Origin of the sequence: Streptomyces sp. NPDC047043 (genome assembly GCF_040644055.1) — a bacterium.
Lineage (GTDB): Bacteria > Actinomycetota > Actinomycetes > Streptomycetales > Streptomycetaceae > Streptomyces.
Genome location: NZ_JBEYVO010000015.1, coordinates 61,095 through 78,188 on the forward strand (window position 1 = coordinate 61,095; position 17,094 = coordinate 78,188).

The 17,094-nt window shown below is 71.2% G+C and carries 14 protein-coding genes; 8 read left to right on the forward strand and 6 right to left on the reverse strand.

Annotated elements, in window-relative coordinates:
* Window positions 1-44: 44 nt before the first annotated feature.
* Entirely contained in the window at window positions 45-2,726 is a 2,682-nt protein-coding gene (locus ABZ880_RS24000) for a sugar-binding domain-containing protein (protein ID WP_361266685.1), read from the forward strand.
* 38 nt (window positions 2,727-2,764) lie between these two features.
* Here the strand turns inward: ABZ880_RS24000 and ABZ880_RS24005 are convergent, their stop codons facing one another.
* Complete coding sequence (locus tag ABZ880_RS24005) at window positions 2,765-4,216, reverse strand: hydrolase (RefSeq protein ID WP_361266351.1); 1,452 nt, start codon at window positions 4,214-4,216, stop codon at window positions 2,765-2,767.
* A 285-nt stretch (window positions 4,217-4,501) separates the two neighbouring features.
* Between ABZ880_RS24005 and ABZ880_RS24010 the strand changes: the two genes are divergently transcribed.
* The gene (locus ABZ880_RS24010; protein ID WP_361266353.1) at window positions 4,502-4,765 is read left to right on the forward strand and encodes a GlsB/YeaQ/YmgE family stress response membrane protein; all 264 of its coding nucleotides are present in this window, start codon (window positions 4,502-4,504) and stop codon (window positions 4,763-4,765) included.
* A 370-nt stretch (window positions 4,766-5,135) separates the two neighbouring features.
* On the opposite strand, the gene ABZ880_RS24015 is transcribed toward ABZ880_RS24010, so the two are convergent.
* Both ABZ880_RS24015 and ABZ880_RS24020 read right to left on the reverse strand, forming a co-directional pair.
* Window positions 5,136-6,056 (reverse strand): NAD(P)-dependent oxidoreductase, encoded by a 921-nt coding sequence (locus tag ABZ880_RS24015; protein ID WP_361266355.1) that lies wholly within the window; start codon window positions 6,054-6,056, stop codon window positions 5,136-5,138.
* 57 nt (window positions 6,057-6,113) lie between these two features.
* A complete protein-coding gene (locus tag ABZ880_RS24020) occupies window positions 6,114-7,082 on the reverse strand; it encodes an NAD-dependent epimerase/dehydratase family protein (RefSeq protein WP_361266357.1) in 969 nt (322 codons plus the stop codon).
* 132 nt (window positions 7,083-7,214) lie between these two features.
* Between ABZ880_RS24020 and ABZ880_RS24025 the strand changes: the two genes are divergently transcribed.
* Window positions 7,215-7,922 (forward strand): TetR/AcrR family transcriptional regulator, encoded by a 708-nt coding sequence (locus tag ABZ880_RS24025; RefSeq protein WP_361266359.1) that lies wholly within the window; start codon window positions 7,215-7,217, stop codon window positions 7,920-7,922.
* 39 nt (window positions 7,923-7,961) lie between these two features.
* Here the strand turns inward: ABZ880_RS24025 and ABZ880_RS24030 are convergent, their stop codons facing one another.
* Together ABZ880_RS24030 and ABZ880_RS24035 are read right to left on the reverse strand one after the other, a co-directional pair.
* Window positions 7,962-8,738 carry a GNAT family N-acetyltransferase gene (locus tag ABZ880_RS24030; RefSeq protein WP_361266361.1) on the reverse strand — a complete coding sequence of 259 codons (777 nt, stop codon included), beginning with the start codon at window positions 8,736-8,738 and terminating at the stop codon, window positions 7,962-7,964.
* Between the two features lie 41 nt (window positions 8,739-8,779).
* Complete coding sequence (locus ABZ880_RS24035) at window positions 8,780-9,154, reverse strand: MerR family transcriptional regulator (RefSeq protein WP_361266363.1); 375 nt, start codon at window positions 9,152-9,154, stop codon at window positions 8,780-8,782.
* A gap of 59 nt (window positions 9,155-9,213) precedes the next feature.
* Between ABZ880_RS24035 and ABZ880_RS24040 the strand changes: the two genes are divergently transcribed.
* From ABZ880_RS24040 to ABZ880_RS24060, 5 genes are all read left to right on the forward strand, one after another.
* On the forward strand, window positions 9,214-9,780 hold the full coding sequence (locus tag ABZ880_RS24040) for an MFS transporter (protein WP_361266365.1): 567 nt from the start codon (window positions 9,214-9,216) through the stop codon (window positions 9,778-9,780).
* A gap of 12 nt (window positions 9,781-9,792) precedes the next feature.
* Window positions 9,793-10,413, forward strand: coding sequence for an MFS transporter (locus tag ABZ880_RS24045; protein WP_361266367.1), 621 nt, complete (start codon window positions 9,793-9,795; stop codon window positions 10,411-10,413).
* 40 nt (window positions 10,414-10,453) lie between these two features.
* Entirely contained in the window at window positions 10,454-10,939 is a 486-nt protein-coding gene (locus tag ABZ880_RS24050) for a nucleoside deaminase (protein ID WP_361266369.1), read from the forward strand.
* 134 nt (window positions 10,940-11,073) lie between these two features.
* Window positions 11,074-15,366, forward strand: coding sequence for an aminotransferase class I/II-fold pyridoxal phosphate-dependent enzyme (locus ABZ880_RS24055; RefSeq protein WP_361266371.1), 4,293 nt, complete (start codon window positions 11,074-11,076; stop codon window positions 15,364-15,366).
* A gap of 7 nt (window positions 15,367-15,373) precedes the next feature.
* On the forward strand, window positions 15,374-16,102 hold the full coding sequence (locus ABZ880_RS24060) for a class I SAM-dependent methyltransferase (protein WP_361266373.1): 729 nt from the start codon (window positions 15,374-15,376) through the stop codon (window positions 16,100-16,102).
* On the opposite strand, the gene ABZ880_RS24065 is transcribed toward ABZ880_RS24060, so the two are convergent.
* Window positions 16,099-16,956 carry a GNAT family N-acetyltransferase gene (locus ABZ880_RS24065; protein WP_361266375.1) on the reverse strand — a complete coding sequence of 286 codons (858 nt, stop codon included), beginning with the start codon at window positions 16,954-16,956 and terminating at the stop codon, window positions 16,099-16,101. The two genes, ABZ880_RS24060 and ABZ880_RS24065, sit on opposite strands and share 4 nt — an antisense overlap.
* Window positions 16,957-17,094: the final 138 nt, after the last annotated feature.

Below are 17,094 nucleotides of genomic sequence, written 5' to 3' on the forward strand. Positions count from 1 at the left end.
TTTACGATGAGGCTGGAGGCTCTGTGAGCAGGCACCGTCTCGCCATGGCCGCGGTGGTCCTGGGACTGTTGGGTTCCCTCACCACCGGCGCCTGGGCCGGAGCGCACGACGACAGACCGACCTCGCACAGCCGGGCCACCAGAGTCTCCTCCGCGCCGGGCAGCACGACCGCCCTGTCCGGCTACAGCATCCAGTCCACGGCCAAGGTCTCCGACCCGGCAGCGGACGTCTCCTCCCCCGGCTACCCGGCGGCCGGCTGGTACCCGGCCGGCCCCCGCTCCACGGTCCTCGCGGCCCTGCTCGCGAACGGCGTGTACGCCGACCCCTTCTACTCGACGAACCAGCAGAAGATCCCCAAGGCCGACTTCCAGGTGCCCTGGTGGTACCGCTCCGACTTCACGGTCGCGGACACCACCGAGCGCACCTACCTCGACTTCAGCGGCGTGATCTCCGCGGCCGACGTCTATGTCAACGGCCAGCAGATCGCGGCGGCGAAGGACATCTCCGGTGCCTACACCGCCCACGAGTTGGACGTCTCCTCGCTGGTCCGCTCCGGCGCGAACACCGTCGCCTTCCGCATCCGGCCGAACAGCCCGAACAAGAACCTCACCATGGGCTGGATCGACTGGCTCCAGCCGCCGCCCGACGAGAACATGGGCATCGTCCGCGACGTCCTGGTCCGACGCGGCGGACCGGTGGCCCTGCGCGACGCGCACGTGGTGACCAAGTTGGACGTGCCCTCGCTCGCCTCGGCCGACCTCACCGTCAAGGCGCAGGCCCGCAACGACTCCGACGCACCCGTGGCCACCAAGGTCTCCGGCAGCATCGGCGCGACGACGTTCGAGGAGGGCGTCACGCTGGCCGCGCACGAGACGAAGACCGTCACGTTCGCACCGTCCGACGTGCCCGGCCTCCATCTGACCTCGCCGAAGGTGTGGTGGCCGGCGGGCATGGGCGGCCAGCCCCTGTACGGCCTCGACCTCTCCGCGTCCGTCTCCGGCACCACCTCGGACACCGCGCACGCGACCTTCGGTATCCGTGACGTCCAGGCGCCGCTGAACTCGGACGGCGCCCGCCAGTACCGCATCAACGGCCGCAAGCTGCTGATCAAGGGCGGCGGTTGGTCGCCGGACGAGTTCCTGCGCTGGGACCGGACGTACGTCGAGGACCGGCTGAAGTACGCCCTCGACCTCGGTCTGAACACCATCCGCCTCGAAGGCCATCTGGAACCGGACGAGTTCTTCGACCTCGCCGACCGCTACGGCCTCCTCACGCTGCCGGGCTGGGAGTGCTGCGACAAGTGGGAGGGACAGGTCAACGGGGACGAGAGCGGCGACAAGTGGACCGCCGCCGACTACCCGGTGGCCAAGGCGTCGATGGCCGCCGAGGCCGCGCGGCTGCGCGACCACCCGAGCGTGATCTCCTTCCTGATCGGCAGCGACTTCGCGCCCGACGCGACGATCGAGAAGAACTACCTCGACGCCCTGAAGGCAGCGGACTGGCCGACCCCGGTCGTCCCCGCCGCGTCCGACAACTCCTCGCCGCAGCTGGGCAGTTCGGGCATGAAGATGACCGGCCCGTACGACTGGATCCCGCCCAACTACTGGTACGCCAAGCGCGAGGGCGGCGCCACCGGCTTCAACTCCGAGACCAGTGCGGGCCCCGACATCCCCACCCTCGACACCCTGCGCCGCATGATGACCCCGGCCGAACTCGACACCCTCTGGAAGAACCCGGACGCCAAGCAGTACCACCGCTCACCGTCGTCGACCTTCGCCACCCTCAAGCTCTACGACAACGCCCTCACCGGCCGCTACGGCGCCCCGACGAGCCTGAGCGACTACGTCCGCAAGGCGCAGCTCGCGCAGTACGAGAACGTCCGCGCCCAGTTCGAGGCGTACGAGCGCAACGCCACCGACTCCTCCAAGCCGTCGACCGGGGTCGTGTACTGGATGTTCAACAGCGGCTGGACCTCGCTGCACTGGCAGCTGATGGACCGTTACCTCGACCAGGGCGGCGCCTACTTCGGGGCGAAGAAGGCGAACGAGTCGCTGCACGTCCAGTACTCGTACGACGACCGCTCGGTGGCCGTCGTCAACAACCGGCACCAGGCCGCCTCCCAACTCACCGTCCGGGCAACGTTGTTCAACCCCGACGGCACGCAGAAGTACGACAGGACCGTCACCGGCGTGAAGGTGAGCGGCGACGGAGCCCACAGCACCGCACTCACGTTGCCGGCGTCGGTGACCGGCCTGTCGGCGACGTATCTGGCGCGCCTGACGCTGACCGACGCTTCCGGCGGGGAGGTCAGCCGCAACGTCTACTGGCTGTCGACCAGGCCCGACACGCTCGACTGGGCCAACACCGACTGGTACTACACGCCGACGACGAGTTACGCGGACCTCAAGGGCCTGAGTTCGATGGCGCAGGTGCCGGTCACGGCGACGGCGTCGACCGAGTCGGCGGACGGTACGTCGACCACGACGGTGACCCTGCGCAACGCGGGCAGCGGCAAGACGCCGGCGCTGCTGACCGACGTACATCTCGTGGCGGCGAAGGGGGATCCGGTGCTGCCGGTGCGGTGGTCGGGCAACGAGGTCAGCCTGTGGCCGGGCGAGTCGGTGACGCTCACCGCCACGTACCGGACCTCGGATCTGCTCGGGTCCGCGCCGCACATCAGGGTCTCCGGCTGGAACACGCCGGAGCGGACGGTCCCGGCGGGATGAGCGCGTGGGGCCCGGCCGGGAGCCGGGCCCCACGAACGTCAACTGACGTTCAGCGCCGTGTCGTCGATGACGAAGGACGTCTGCAGGGTCGAGCCCTCGGTGCCGGTGAACTTGAGGGTGACGGTCTGGCCGGCGTAGCTCGCCAGGCTGAAGCTGCGCTGGGTGTAGCCGCTGGCGGCGTTCAGGTTGGAGTAGGTCGCCAGGGTGCTCAGCACGGTCCCGGAGCTGTTGAGGACCTGGACCTTGAGCGTGTCGTACGCCGTGCTGGTGCTGGTCTCCGCCGTGTCGATGTGCAGGTAGAAGCTGAGCGCGGCGGTGGTGCAGCCGGACGGGACGGTCACCGACTGGGAGAGCGTGTCGGTGGTGGCGGTGCCGTAGCCGTCCAGCCAGGCGTAGTACGAGCCCGAACGGGCCGACTCGCTGCTGGAGTTGGTGATGACGCCGCTCGAGGCGCTCCAGGTGGTGTTGCCCGACTCGAAGCCGTTGTTGCCCAGGAGCTGGGCGGCGGTGCAGGTGCCGGAGCCGCCGCCGTCGTCCCCGCCGCCGCTGCTGCTCGCTCCGGCGAGCCACTCGGTGGCGTTCAGGGCGAGCGCGGCGTTGGTGGCGCCGGAGTCGTTCCAGCCGTCGTAGAGGGTGTTGCCGGACTGGCCGGTGCCGTCGTCGATCGGCGAGCTGTCGCCCCAGAAGGCCACGCGGCCGCTGCCGAAGGTACTGGTGGCGAAGAAGGCGCCGGTGTTGCCGGAGTAACCGGTGCGGTAGAGCAGGCCCTTGACGCTGGAGTTGTCCGAGGGCTTCAGCGTGGCGGTCGTGCCGCTGGCGATGAGGCTCTTGGTGACGGTGCCGAAGGAGCCGTGCAGCACCGGGTTGCTGCTGTCGCTGATGGCCGACGGGTAGTCGGAGCTGATGCTCAGCGAGTCGATGGAGAAGCCGAACGGGTCGGTCGAGTCGACGCTGTTGTTGGTCATCAGGTCGTTGAGGATCTCGACCGCGTCCTCACCGTCGTTGTTGCGGTCCGCCCCGGTGTGGTCGGAGATCATGAACAGTCCGCCGCCGTTCTTGACGAAGGTCATGATCGCCGTCTTCTCGGCGGTGGTGAAGAGGGTGTTGGGCTCGGGCAGGACCAGCGTGTCGAAGTTCGACAGGTCGGTCGAGGACGAGCCGCCGTAGGTGAGGGCGCTGGTGGCGGTCTTGAGGCTGTAGCTGCCGGTCTTCTGCAGGTCGACGCCCCACGAGGACAGTGCGCCGGTCCAGTCCGTCTCGGAGGACGGGGAGGAGTCCTGGGCGAGGGGGTCGGGCTTGCTGGTGGAGATGATCCAGTCGGCGTTGCCGGCCTCCTCGGCGTGGCCGTCGTCGAACAGGATGCGGTGGGTGGTGGCCGCGTGGGCGTGGGTGGCGCCGACCGTGGTCTGGAGAGCTGCGCCCGTGGCGAGCAGACCGAACGCGGCGAGGGCCGTGGTGAGTCTGTGGCGGGATCTGGTGCGTCCGTGCATCCGGCGTACCTCCGTGTGGGGTTGGGGAAGAGCGGTGCGGGGCCCGGACCTACGCGCGTAGACACAGGACATCAGCGCGCGTAGACATTCGGTCGGCCGACACTCGTGCGACCGATCGTTTGAACGGTACATGGCAGAACGGGCCCTGAACAGGCATCACCGACCTCAACAGGCCCACCGGAACGGAGATTGACCGACCGTTGACCCTTGGTTGAAACGGAACGGACTGTCCCTGTCTCCAGCGGGCATCCGGATGGTGCGGGGGTCTGGAGAAGAGGGGCGGAGATGGAGATTACGGGCATCATCAGTGCCATCGTGATCGGCATCGTCATCGGTGTGCTGGGCCGGTTGGTCGTGCCGGGCCGTCAGCGCATCGGAATTCTGCTGACGATTCTCGTCGGCATCGTGGCCGCACTGATCGGTGCGGCGATCGCCTCGGCGGTCGGTGTGGCGGACACCAAGGGCATCGACTGGATCGAGTGGCTGATCCAGATCGGTCTCGCCGCGCTCGGCATTGCCGCGCTGGACCGGTCGAGGGCGCATCGCTGACACATCGTTCGGCGCCGGCACAACAACCGTTTCGGGCCGGGGCGAGGCCCTGAGGTGCCTCGCCCGGCTGCGATAGGTGCTGCTCTGCCGCTCGCGCACAGTAGCTGAATTCCGCATTCCGCTGCGTTCCGTGCAGGACTACGGTGGCGGTACGCGGGAGGCCCGGAATCAGGCCCGCCGACACGGCTCCCCTCGGCAATCGGCGGGCCTGCCGCCTCGACCGTGCGCCCTGAGCGGGAGATCGGACGTGCGGGAGGCAGTTCCCCCGTGGGGCTTCGGGCGCCCCACCGAGGAGAGTCCCATCCGCACCGGTCGGCGAAGGGGGGCCGTTCGGCCCTCAACCCTGGTCCGAACGGCCCCAGTTGTGCCTTCACCCTCGGGCTGCCAGCGCGGCGAGGCCGTCGCGGCTGGAGGGGTATTGGGGCGTCCACCCCAGTTCCTGCTCGGCCTTGGCCGTCGAGACCCGCAGGTTGGTCGACATCATCGTGTGCGCGTACGACATCGGCCGGGTCAGCCACAGCGGTACGGTCATCGGCTTCGGCAGGCCGAACTCCTCGGCCACGTACAGGACATGGGCCCGGAATCCGAGCGGTGTGCGGTCGGCGATGTTGTACGCCTGGCCGGGGCGGCCGCGCTCGACGGCGGCGACCACGGCACGTGCCGCGTCGGTGAGTTCGATCCAGGGCAGCACCCTGCCGTGGTCGTCGGGGGCGGGGAGCCGGCGCTTGCGCAGCATGGGCAGCACGGCGTCGGTGCCGCCGGGGCCGTAGAAGAGGCCGAAGCGCAGCGAGATGCCGTCCAACCCGGTTGCCCCGAAGGTGAGTTGCTCCTTGATGCGCATGCCCTCCACGTGCTTTTCGAGCTCTGCCGTGGTGCCGCGCGGGCCGAAGGAGTCGTCCTCGGTGATCGGGCGGGCGCCGAAGTCGCCGTAGCCGTAGCCGAAGACCATCGACTCGCTCACGAAGCGGCGGGCGCCCGTGGCCTGCGCGGCCTCCACCAGGTGGGCGGTGCCGTCCACGCGCAGGGCGTTGGTGGCGTGCATGTCGCGGTGGCGCATGGGCGCCTTGCTCAGCGCGGTGGCGGCGTGGATGACGGTGTCGAAGTGCTGTCCGTCGACGGCGCGCAGCAGTGCGTCGCGGTCCACGAGGTCGGCCCGGACACCGTTCGCCGGCCCGCGCCCGAGCCCGGTCACCTTGTGGCCGGCCTCGGTCAGCGCGCGGGTGATGTGTCCGCCGAGGACGCCGCTGGCGCCGGCGAGGAGGATGCTCTGGTTCTTCCGGTTCGTCGTCATGACCATGCGACGGATCGGGCGGCCGCGGATGTGACATCGCGGTCGGCGCGACCGCGGTCACTTCTGCGCGAGCCACTCTCCGTACCAGGTCAGCGTCGTGTCGAGAGTTTCCGCGAGCGGCGTCGGCGTGACGCCGAAGGTCTGCTCGAAGGCGGTCGAGTCCATGATCTGGGGCTCGGTGTGCTGGTAGAACATCTCGGCGTACTCGGCCATGAACTGCTCGTCGAACGGTCCGAAGGGCTTGGCCTCCTCGAGGACCACGATGTGCAGCGGCCGCTCCACCCGCTTCTCGATCATGGCGTGGATCTCGCGCGTGGTGACGGCGGGCGCGGTGGGCAGGTGCCAGACGCGGCCGTCGCCCTCCGGCTGCTCGCCCAGGGTGGCGAGTCCGGCCGCGACCTCCCGTATGTCGGTGTAGCTGTGCGGCAGGTCGATGTCGCCGATGCCCAGGACCTCTCCGCCGGTGAGTGCGGCGGGGAACACGGCCGCACCGAGGGTGGAGTTGAGCACGCCGGGACCGATGAAGTCGGCGGAGCGGGCGAGGACGACACGGGCGCGCCCCTCCCGGTGTGCGGCGAGGTACTTCTCGTCCAGTGCGGCGCGCATCCGGCCCTTGCGGCTGGTGGCCTTCCACGGGGAGTCCTCGGTCATCACCGCTCCCCCGGTCTCGCCGTACGGGTACAGCGTGTCGAGGACCACCAGCCGCGCACCCGAGTCCTCGACCGCCCCGAGGACGGCCTCCTGGATCCGGGGCATCACCTCGACCTGGAGGTGGTAGCCGACGTTGACGCAGTGGTACACCACGGCCGCTCCCGCGGTGGCCGCCCGGGCACCCTCCGCCGTGCTGACGTCGGCGGCGAACCGCTCGACCCCGTCGAGCGCGGGCCCGGTGGCGTTGCGGTCGACGAGGCGGACGGGGTGGCCGCGGCGTACGAGCTCGCGGGCCAGAGCGGTGCCGGCCGGGCCGGAACCCAGGACGGTGTGCAGGTCGCGCGACGCAGCGGTGGCAGCGGTGTCAGACGTCATGACGAACTCCGTGTGATGGTGATTGGCTCTCACTTCTGTTAGAGACTGTAACTCTTTCGAGTGTCATTAGCAACGGCGGGATGTCCGGCCTTTCGTTAGGGTGTCTCGCAAGATCAGGAGAGGGGGCCGCCGGTGGCCGGCAGCACGCAGAGCCCGCGGGCGCGTTATCGCGAGCAGACCCGCGTGGAGATCAAGGAGATCGCGCTCAGGCAGCTCGCCGAGGGCGGTACCGCGGCCGTCGCCCTGACCCGGATCGCCAAGGAAGTCGGCCTCTCGGGTCCCGCGCTCTACCGCTACTTCGACAGCCGCGACGCCCTGCTGACGGATCTGATCCGCGACGCCTACGCCGACCTGGCGGCGGCCGTCTCCGCAACCGCGGGCGCACTGCCGCCCGGCTCGTCAGGGCGCGCAAGGCTGCAGGCGCTCGCGGGAGCCTGCCGGGACTGGGCCGTCGCGCAACCGCACCGCTACCTGCTGATCGAGGGCACCCCGGTGCCGGGCTACACCGCACCCCCGGACACCCTCGACAGCGCACGGGCCGTGCTCGGGCCGTTCCTGCCCGCCTTCGCAGAGGGCGAGCCGTCGGCGGCGGTGCGGCCGGTGGTGGAGCAGATGACGGCCTGGGCGGAGACGGACGAGGCCGTCGCCCAGTGGGCGCGCGGGAACGTGCCCGCCGGTGCGGAAGGGGTCGCGCTGGCCGGAGCCGTGTTCGCCTGGGCACACATGCACGGGGCGATCGGCCTGGAGGTGTCCGGCCAGTTCACCGGCATGGGCCACGACGGAGGCACGCTGCTCACGGCCCAACTGGACTTGCTGGCGGACGCGTTCGGCCTGGACTGACCGGCTCCCGCCACGGGACGTACGTCGTGCCGGCTTCCGCTACGGGCCGTACGTGTACGGCGTCGTCGTGGTCAGCGGCTCGAAGCCCAGGCGTTCGAGGATGGGGCGGCTCTGACTGGAGGCGTCGACCTGGAGGTAGCGGTAGCCGCGGTCGACCGCGGCGCGGGCGCGGTGGGCGACCAGGGCCCGGTAGACGCCTCGGCCGCGCCAGGCCTCGACGGTGCCGCCGCCCCACAACCCGGCGAACCGGGTGCCGGGCACGAGCTCCATACGGGCCGCGCTCACCGGCACGTCGCCGGCGAGGGCGACGGTGGCGACGACCGTGTCCGGCTCCTGCGTCAGCCGGGCGAGCAGTTGGTGCCGTATCCGGGAGCCGTCGGTGCCGAAGGCCTTGCCGTGCACGTCCGCCACGAGGCCGACGCCCGTCGCGTCGGCGACCGGCAGCAGACGGATGCCCTCGGGCGGCTCGACGTCGAGATCGAGAGCGGCCGCCTCGGCGACCATCACCGTCTCCTCGGGCTCGGCCTCGAATCCGGCGTCCCTGAGCCGCTGCCCCAGATCCACCGGCAGGTCGTGCCCGTACAGCTTCCACTCGAACTCGCGGCCGAGATCGGAGTAGTACGCGATCTGCTCGGCGATCGCCGCGTCCGCGCCCGTCTCGTCCACGTCGGACCAGACGACGCCGTTCCACCCCTGCGCGGACGACACCTGCCGCACCACACCACCGACCCGCTCCACCCGCGCGTCGGGCCCGTCCGGCTGGGCGCCTTCACGCATGTCACGGTCGAAAAGGGCGAGCACCGCTGCATGATCCATGGGCTCACTCCAGCATCCGGGGGGCGAGGGCGGCAACGCCTTTACGAAGCGCCCTCCGGCCGCACCGCCGCCAGATATGCGCTCAGCCGGTCCCGGTTGCGGGCCAGGCAGTCGATGCGGGACTGGATGCGGTCGATGTGGGACTGCAGGAGCGCCGCGGTCTCGGGGGTCAGCAGGCCGGCGGGGAGGAGGATCTCGTCCGGGCCGGACAGGTACGGCAGGATCGCACGGATCATCTCCGTCGTCAGGCCCGAGTCCAGCAGGCCGCGGATCTGCTGAACGTCCCGGACCGCCGGCTCGCCGTAGTCGCGATAGCCGTTCTCGGTGCGTTCGGGGCTGAGGAGTCCCTGCTCCTCGTAGTAGCGCAGCAGTCTCGTGGGCACACCGGTGCGGCGGGACAGTTCGCCGATCTTCATGGCCGCCTCCACGAGTCGCCCTTGCCTTCACACTGATGTGAGGGTTCGAGCATGGTCGCATGTCCACCGCATCCATGGCCCAGGGCACCGCCCTGCCCGTCCCGCTGCCCTGGTCCGGGCTGCTCGCCCTGTCCACGGCCGCCTTCACCGCCGTCATGACCGAACTGCTCCCCGCGGGTCTGCTGCCCGAGATGGCACCGGCGCTGGGCGTCCCCGAAGCCCGCATCGGGTTCCTGGTCACCGCCTACGCGGCCGCCTCCTTCGCGGCCGCCATCCCGCTCACCGCGCTGCTTCGAGGGCTGCCACGGCGGCCCGTGCTCGTCGGCGCGCTGCTCGGGTTCGCGGTGAGCGACGCCGTCGTCGCGCTGTCGTCGTCGTACGCACTCACCTTCGGCGCACGGCTCGTCGCCGGATGCACGGGCGGGCTGCTGTGGGCGATGCTCGTCGGGTATGCGGCCCGGATGGTGCCGGCCGAGCGGCGCGGCCGGGCGATCGCGGTCGTGCTCGCCGGGATCACGCTGGCTCTGTCGCTGGGCGTGCCCGCCGGGACCGCGCTGGCGGGAGCGATGGGATGGCGGACGGCCTTCGGGGTGCTGGCCGGGCTCGCGGTGCTGCTCGTGGGCTGAGTGTACCGGCGAGTGCCCGGGTTTCCGGGCGAGCCGGCGCACGCGCGCGTGCCGCTCGTACGGGTGGCCGCGCTTCCGGGTCTGCCCGCCGTGCTGTCCGTGACGCTGTTCCTGCTCCTCGGGCATCAGGTGATGTACACATACGTCGCCCCCTTCGCGGCCCACGCCGGTTTCGGCCGTACGGACGTGGTGCTGCTGGTGTTCGGGGTGGCCACGGTGGCCGGCATCTGGGTCACCGGGCTGCTCGTCGACCGGTGTCTGCGGGCCGTGCTGCTGGGCGCGCTCGCGCTGTGCGCGGCCGTCATGCTCGTGCTGGGCCTGTACGCGAGGACGCCCGTCGTGCTGCTCGGCTCGGTCGCGCTGTGGGGTGTGGCGTTCGGCGGTGCGCCCACGCTGATCCAGACCGCGCTGGTCGACGCCTCGGGTCCCGTCCACGCCGACGTGGCCACCTCCCTGCAGACGACCGTGTACAACGCGGGTATCGCCGCGGGCTCGCTGACCGGCGGCCTCGCCCTGGAGCGCCTGGGCCCCGGCGCGCTGCCCTGGACCGCACTGCCCCTGCTCACGGCCGCCCTCACCGTGGTGACCCTTGCCCGCCGGCACGCCTTCCCGGCCGTGCGGGGGCGCGCATAGGCTGCGCGGCGAAGATCGCGTGGCGAGGAGGCCGTAGACCATGACGGTGATGGACACCGAACTGACGTATCTGCGCCGCTGTGTGGAGCTGGCCGGCGAGGCGCTGGAGGCCGGGGACGAGCCGTTCGGATCGGTCCTGGTGGGCGGGGACGGTGCCGTGCTCGCCGAGGACCACAACCGGGTGGCCTCCGGCGACCGCACCCGGCATCCCGAGTTCGAGCTCGCTCGCTGGTCCGCGGCCCGCATGACGCCCGAGGAGCGGGCGGCGGCCACCGTGTACACGTCCGGCGAGCACTGCCCGATGTGCGCGGCCGCGCATGCCTGGGTGGGGCTCGGCCGGATCGTGTACGTGGCGTCCTCGGAGCAACTCGCCGCCTGGCTGGCCGAGTTGGGGGTGCCCGCGCCGCCGGTGCGGACACTGCCGGTGCACGAGGTGGCACCGGGTGTAGTGGTGGAGGGTCCGGTGCCGGAGCTCGTGGAGGAGGTGCGGGCGTTGCACCGGCGATTCCACCGGGGGCGGGCCTGAGGGCGGTCCGTCCGCCCGAGATGCAGGCGTCCGGTCGAAGTGCCTACGATCTAGGAGGAATCAGACCAGGTTGGACGGCCCGGTCTCCTCCAGGCGGGGGGAGGCGCTTGCTCTTGCAGCCGGCACATCGGCTGATGACCGCGCATGCTGCGCTGGTCGCAGCCGCAACGGCCCTCTATATGACGGTGCCCGCCGCACGCTCTTCGGTGTGGGCCGTCATCGGACTCGCGGGCGTCGTCGCCGTGCTGGTCGGCAGCCATGTCAACGGCCCGGCCCAGCGCTGGCCGTGGTGGGTGCTCGCGGCGGGGCTGTTCACGTTCATCGCGGGCGACACGTACTACAACGTCGTGGAGGAGTACTTCCACGCCTCCAACCCGTTCCCCTCCCCCGCGGACGCCTGCTACCTCGCCACCTATCCGCTGTTCGCCCTCGGGCTGTCCGGTCTGGTGCGTTACCGCTGGGCGGGCCACGACCTGCCGAGCCTGCTCGACGCGCTGATCATCACGGCCGGTCTGGCCCTGCCCGTGTGGGTCTACCTGGTACAGCCGCTGACGGAGGTGAAGGGGCTGACCTGGGAGCAGCGGGCCATCAGCATCGCCTACCCCCTCGGTGACGTCCTCGTGCTGGCCCTGCTGGCGCGGCTGCTGACGCCGCACCCGGTCGACGCGCACAACAGATCGGTGCAGTTCCTGGTCGTCGGCACGCTGACGCTGCTCGCCATCGACATCGCGTACGGAATCCTGCAGCTCAACGAATCATGGCAGGCGGGCACGCTGCTGGACGTCGGGTGGATCGTCTTCTACACGGCCTGGGGACTGGCGGCACTGCACCCGGACATGGTGGACCTCACCGCGGCCGCGTCCCAGCGAGGGTCGCTGCTGCCGCCACGGCGCCGGATTCTGATGCTGGCCGTGGCGACGTTCATCGCGCCGGGGATCCTGCTGTACGAAGGACTGAGCGGCTCGGCGCACGACGCCGCCGTCATCGCCGCCTTCTCGGGCGTGCTCTTCCTGCTGGTGATCCTGCGGCTGTCGGGCATGGTGGTGGCGCACCGCAAGGCTGTCTCCCGGGAACTGGTGCTGCGCCGCGCGGCCGCCTCGCTGGTCTCGGCGGTCCGGCAGCAGGAGGTCGCCCGCTCGTGCGAGGCTGCGGTCGACCGGTTCCTGGGCACCGCGGTCGGCCACCGCACCCTGCTGCTGCCGGCCGAGCGGGCGGCGGGTCTGGCGCAGTACCACGGGCGGATCGTGGCCGCCCGCGAACTGGGCGCCGACACCGCCGAACTGGACGGCACCGCGACCGTCCTGGTCTGTCTGATGACGCCGCCGGACCGCCCGTACGGCGACGTCCCGGGCGTCCTGCTGGTCGCCGGACCGGCGGGGCCGCTCACCGAGACGCGGGGCTCCATGGAGATCCTGGCCTCGCACGCGGGGCTGGCCCTGGAACGCATCGCGCTGCGCCAGGAGATCATCCGCCGGGAGAGCGAGGCGTACTTCCGCACCCTGGTGCGCAACACCTCCGACGTCATCCTCATCGTCGAGGACGACAACACCATCCGGTACGCCAGTCCCTCGGCAGCCACCGTCTTCGGCACCGCCGACCTGGTGGGCGCCTCCCTGCCGGAGCTGGTCGACCCGCGCGACCGGCACCGCGCGGCGCGGGAGCTGACGGCCGTGCGCGAGACCGGTCCGCGGGCCACCCACGACCACTGGTGGGTGCGCCACCGGGCGGGCCGCGTCGAGGTGGAGGTGCGGTGCAGCGACTTCCGCGACGAGCGGACCGTGGCAGGTCTGGTGGTCACCCTGCGCGACGTGACCGAGCAGCGCCGGCTGGCGCACGAGCTGACGCAGCGGGCCTTCCACGACTCGCTGACCGGGCTGCCCAACCGCACGCTGCTGCAGGAGCGCATCGAACGCGCCCTGCTGCGCGGCCGGCGCGAGTCCTCCCTGACCTGTCTGCTCTTCATCGACCTGGACGACTTCAAGCTGGTCAACGACACGCTCGGGCACTCGGCCGGCGACCATCTGCTGGTCGCCGTCGGCAACCGCCTGTCCAAGACGCTGCGCCGCACCGACACCGCGGCCCGGCTCGGCGGCGACGAGTTCGCCGTACTCATGGAGGACGCCCGCGAACCGCTGGACGCGGAGCTGCTGGCGGCTCAGGTCATCCAGACGCTGACCAGGCCGTTCGCCCTCTCCGAGGAGTCGGTGACCGTGTCCGCCAGTGTGGGCGTGGCCACCGCCCGCGACAGCACCGACGCGGAGGAGCTGCTGGGCCACGCCGATCTGGCGCTGTACGCGGCGAAGTCGGCCGGCAAGCGGCAGTGGCGCCGCTTCCAGCCGCTGCTGCACACCCGCATGGTCGAGCGGCACGACCTGCAGAGCCGGCTCGCCGAGGCGGTCGCCGGCAAGGAGTTCGCCCTGCGCTACCAGCCGGTGGTGGACATCACCGCGGGCGAGGTCGTCGGCTTCGAGGCCCTGATCCGCTGGCCGAAGGCGCCGCCCCGGCCGGTCCCGCCGGAGCAGTTCATCACAGTGGCCGAGGAGACCGGGCACATCGCGCCGCTCGGGGCGTGGGTGCTGCAGAACGCGGTCAGCGACATCGTCGGGCTGCAGCAGCTGCCCGGCCCGGTCACCCCGCCGTACGTCAGCGTGAACGTGTCCGCCCGCCAGTTCCGCGACGGCGGCTTCCTCGACCAGGTCGGCCGGGCGCTGCGCACGCCGGGTCTGGCTCCCGGTTCGCTGCAGCTGGAGCTCACCGAGACGGTACTGCTGCGCCGCGACACCCAGATCCAGGCGGTGCTGCGCTCCCTGAAGGAGCTCGGCGTGCACATCGCCGTCGACGACTTCGGGACCGGTTTCTCCTCGCTGCGCTACCTGCGGGACTTCCCCATCGACGTACTGAAGATCGACAAGACGTTCATCGACGACATCACACGCGACGCCCGGCAGGTCGCGCTCGTCGAGGGCATCGTACGGATCGCCGACACGCTCGGCCTGCAGGTGATCGCCGAAGGCATCGAGGACCCGGGGCAGCGCGACCTGCTGGCGGACATGGGCTGCCGGTTCGGGCAGGGCTATCTGTTCGCCCGGCCGATGACGGTGGAGCAGAGCGGGCATGTGCTGCGGCAGCACGAGGGCCGCTGCTACGCGCCCTCCAACAGCGGCAGGAAGCCGGCGCCGGTGCCCGTGCCGCGGCCCGGGCACCGGGCACGGCGGACGGCGCTCTGGGCGGACCTGGAGCATCTGCGGCGGACCAGCCCGATGAGCGACGCGGTGCTGGACGAGGTGCGGGGCCGGCACATCCGCAGCCGCGGCCACTGGCTGGTCGACTTCGCGTCCTGCAACTACCTGGGCTTCGACTGGGACCCGGAGGTCATGGAGTCCGTGGATCCCGCCGTACGGCGCTGGGGCACGCACCCGAGCTGGTCACGGCTGCTGGGGAGCCCCCGCCTGTACCCCGAGATCGAGGATCGGCTGGCGGCGCTGCTCGGTGCGCAGGACACGCTCCTGCTGCCCACCCTCACGCTGATCCACGGCTCGGTGATCCCGATCCTCGCGGAGGACGGCCATGTGTTCGTGGAGGCGACGGCGCACCGGACGGTCTACGACGGCTGCGTCGTGGCCCGCGGCCAGGGCGCCACCCTGCACCGCTTCCACGCCGAGCGGCCCGATGAACTGGAGGCCCTGCTCGCCTCGGTGCCCGCGGGGCTGCCGCGGCTGGTGTGCCTGGACGGCGTCAACAGCATGACCGGCAACCTCCCCGACCTGCCCGCGCTGGCCTCGGTCTGCCGCGCCGGGGGCGCGACGCTCTACGTCGACGACGCGCACGGCTTCGGTGTCATCGGCGAGCGCGGGCCGCAGGAGCCGTGTCCGTACGGTTCGCGCGGCAACGGCGTGGTGCGGCACGCCGGGGAGTCGTACGACTCGATCGTGCTCGTGTCCGGTTTCTCCAAGGCGTACTCGTCACTGCTGGCCTTCCTGGCGCTGCCCACGGAGCTGAAGAACCGGCTCAAGACGGCCGCGGGCCCCTACCTGTACTCGGGACCGTCCCCCACGGCGTCTCTGGCCACGGCGCTGGCCGGGCTCGACGTCAACGACCGCCGCGGCGACGAACTGCGCGCGGTTGTGTACCGCAGGACGGCCCGGGTGCTCGAGCATCTCGACGGGCTGAACGTGGGCACGCTCAACACGGACGGGCTGCCGATCATCGAGATCCCGCTGGCGAACGCCGACGACCTCGAGGCGGTCGCGGCGTTCCTGTGGGAGGAGGGCATCTACGTGACGCTGGCCGCCTATCCGCTCGTACCACGTGACCGGGTGGGCTTCCGCATACAGATCACGGCGCTGAACTCCGACGACGACATCGAGCGGCTGAACCGCACGCTGAGCCGGCTGTCCGCGCGGTTCCCGCTGAAGGCGAAGGCTTGAGACGGCCATGATCACGCACAACGACGATGTCGACTGGGACAGTTGGCCGGTCGCGGACTACCTCGCCGAGAACTACCGCGACCTGCACCCCGCCGACGCCGCGGTCATCACCCACCACTCGGCCTTCTACCGCCGCTTCGCGCCGGGATCCGTCGCCCGCTCGGTGGAGTTCGGCGCGGGACCGAACCTGTATCCGCTGATCCTCGCGGCCGCCGCGAGCCGCCGGATCGACGCCGTCGAGGCGGGCGCGGGCAACGTGGCCTATCTGGAACGGCAGTTCTTGTACGGCCCGGACGCCAGCTGGCAGCCGTTCCACGCCCTCTGCCGCCGCCTCAATTCCGACCTGCCCGCCACGCTGGCCGGGGCGCTGGCGCACGTGAACATCGTCCACGCCGACGTCAGGTCCCTCGAACCGGGCGCCTACGACCTGGCGTCGATGCACTTCGTCGCCGAGGGCGCCACCGAGGACTACGCGGAATTCGCCGACTTCTGCCGCGCCTTCGTCCAGTGCGTGGTCCCCGGCGGGTCGTTGGTGGCCGCCTTCATCGAGAACATGCCCACCCACCGGATCGGCCCCGCGTCGCACTGGCCGGGCTGCCCCGTGAACCCGGAGCTGGTCACGAAAGTGTTCGCACCGCTGACCCGCGACCTGTCCGTCACCCGCATCGGCACCGACCCGACCCTGCCGGACCACGGCGACTCCGGGATGGTCCTGCTCACCGCGACCGCGCGCTAGCCGAGCTCCAGCGTCGTGACGCCGAAGACCCGCTGCCGGGCGTACGGCCGCACCGGGCCCGTGTACATGCGGGCGGTCTCGAAGGAGGGGGTGAAGCCGGCCGCCTCGGCCAGGGCGATGCCCGCCGTGTTCGTCTCCGGCACGTCCACCGCGACCTCGCTGCCGGCCGCGTCGGCGGTCAGGGCGGCGAACAGGGCGCTCGCGTCCTCGGCGGTGTCGGCGAACAGGGGGCCGATGCGCAGCGTGTCGCGGCCGGGGCGGATCACTCCGTAGCCGGTGACGCGGCCGCCGGTGCGGCGGACGACGGCGCGGTGTCCGGGGGCGGTCAGCCAGTGGGCGAGGAAGCGCGGGCGGTCGGCCGGGGAGCAGACGCTGTCGTACGCCGTGAGGTCCGCGAGGTCGGCCTCCACCGCGGCGTGCACGCCGCTGGGAGGCTCGGCCACGGTGGGCGCGGTTCCGCTGAACCGGACCGTGCGGTGGGCGAGTTCGAAGCCGGAGCGGCGGTAGTTGTCCTGCTGGGCGACCACTCCGTCGAGTCCGATGGTGCGGGTGCCGGCGTGGGCCAGCGCGGTCTTCCAGGTGGTGAGGCCGTGGCCGCGGCCGCGCAGGTCCGGTCGGACGAGGTAGCAGCCCAGGAAGGCGTAGTCGTCGCCGTAGTTGACGACGGAGATCGCCGACACCGGTTCGCCGTCGATCCGGCCGAGGAAGAAGCCGGCCGGGTCCTGCGCGAAGAACGCCGGTCCGTCGGAGAGCCCCGGGTTCCATCCCTCGTCCGCGGCCCAGCCGCTGATCACCGGCCAGTCGTCGGGGCCGGCCTGGGTGACGACGAGGTCTTCGAGGGCCTCAGAGGGCATGTGTGCGCTCCATTCCGTGGCGGTACGGCGGACTCGGCGCGCGGTGATCGACCGCGCCCGCAGCATCCTTGCGGATCTTGCGGCGGGCGTCACGGTGCGATCGGGCCGTTGGCCGGATCCGACTGGGCCTGTCTGTCG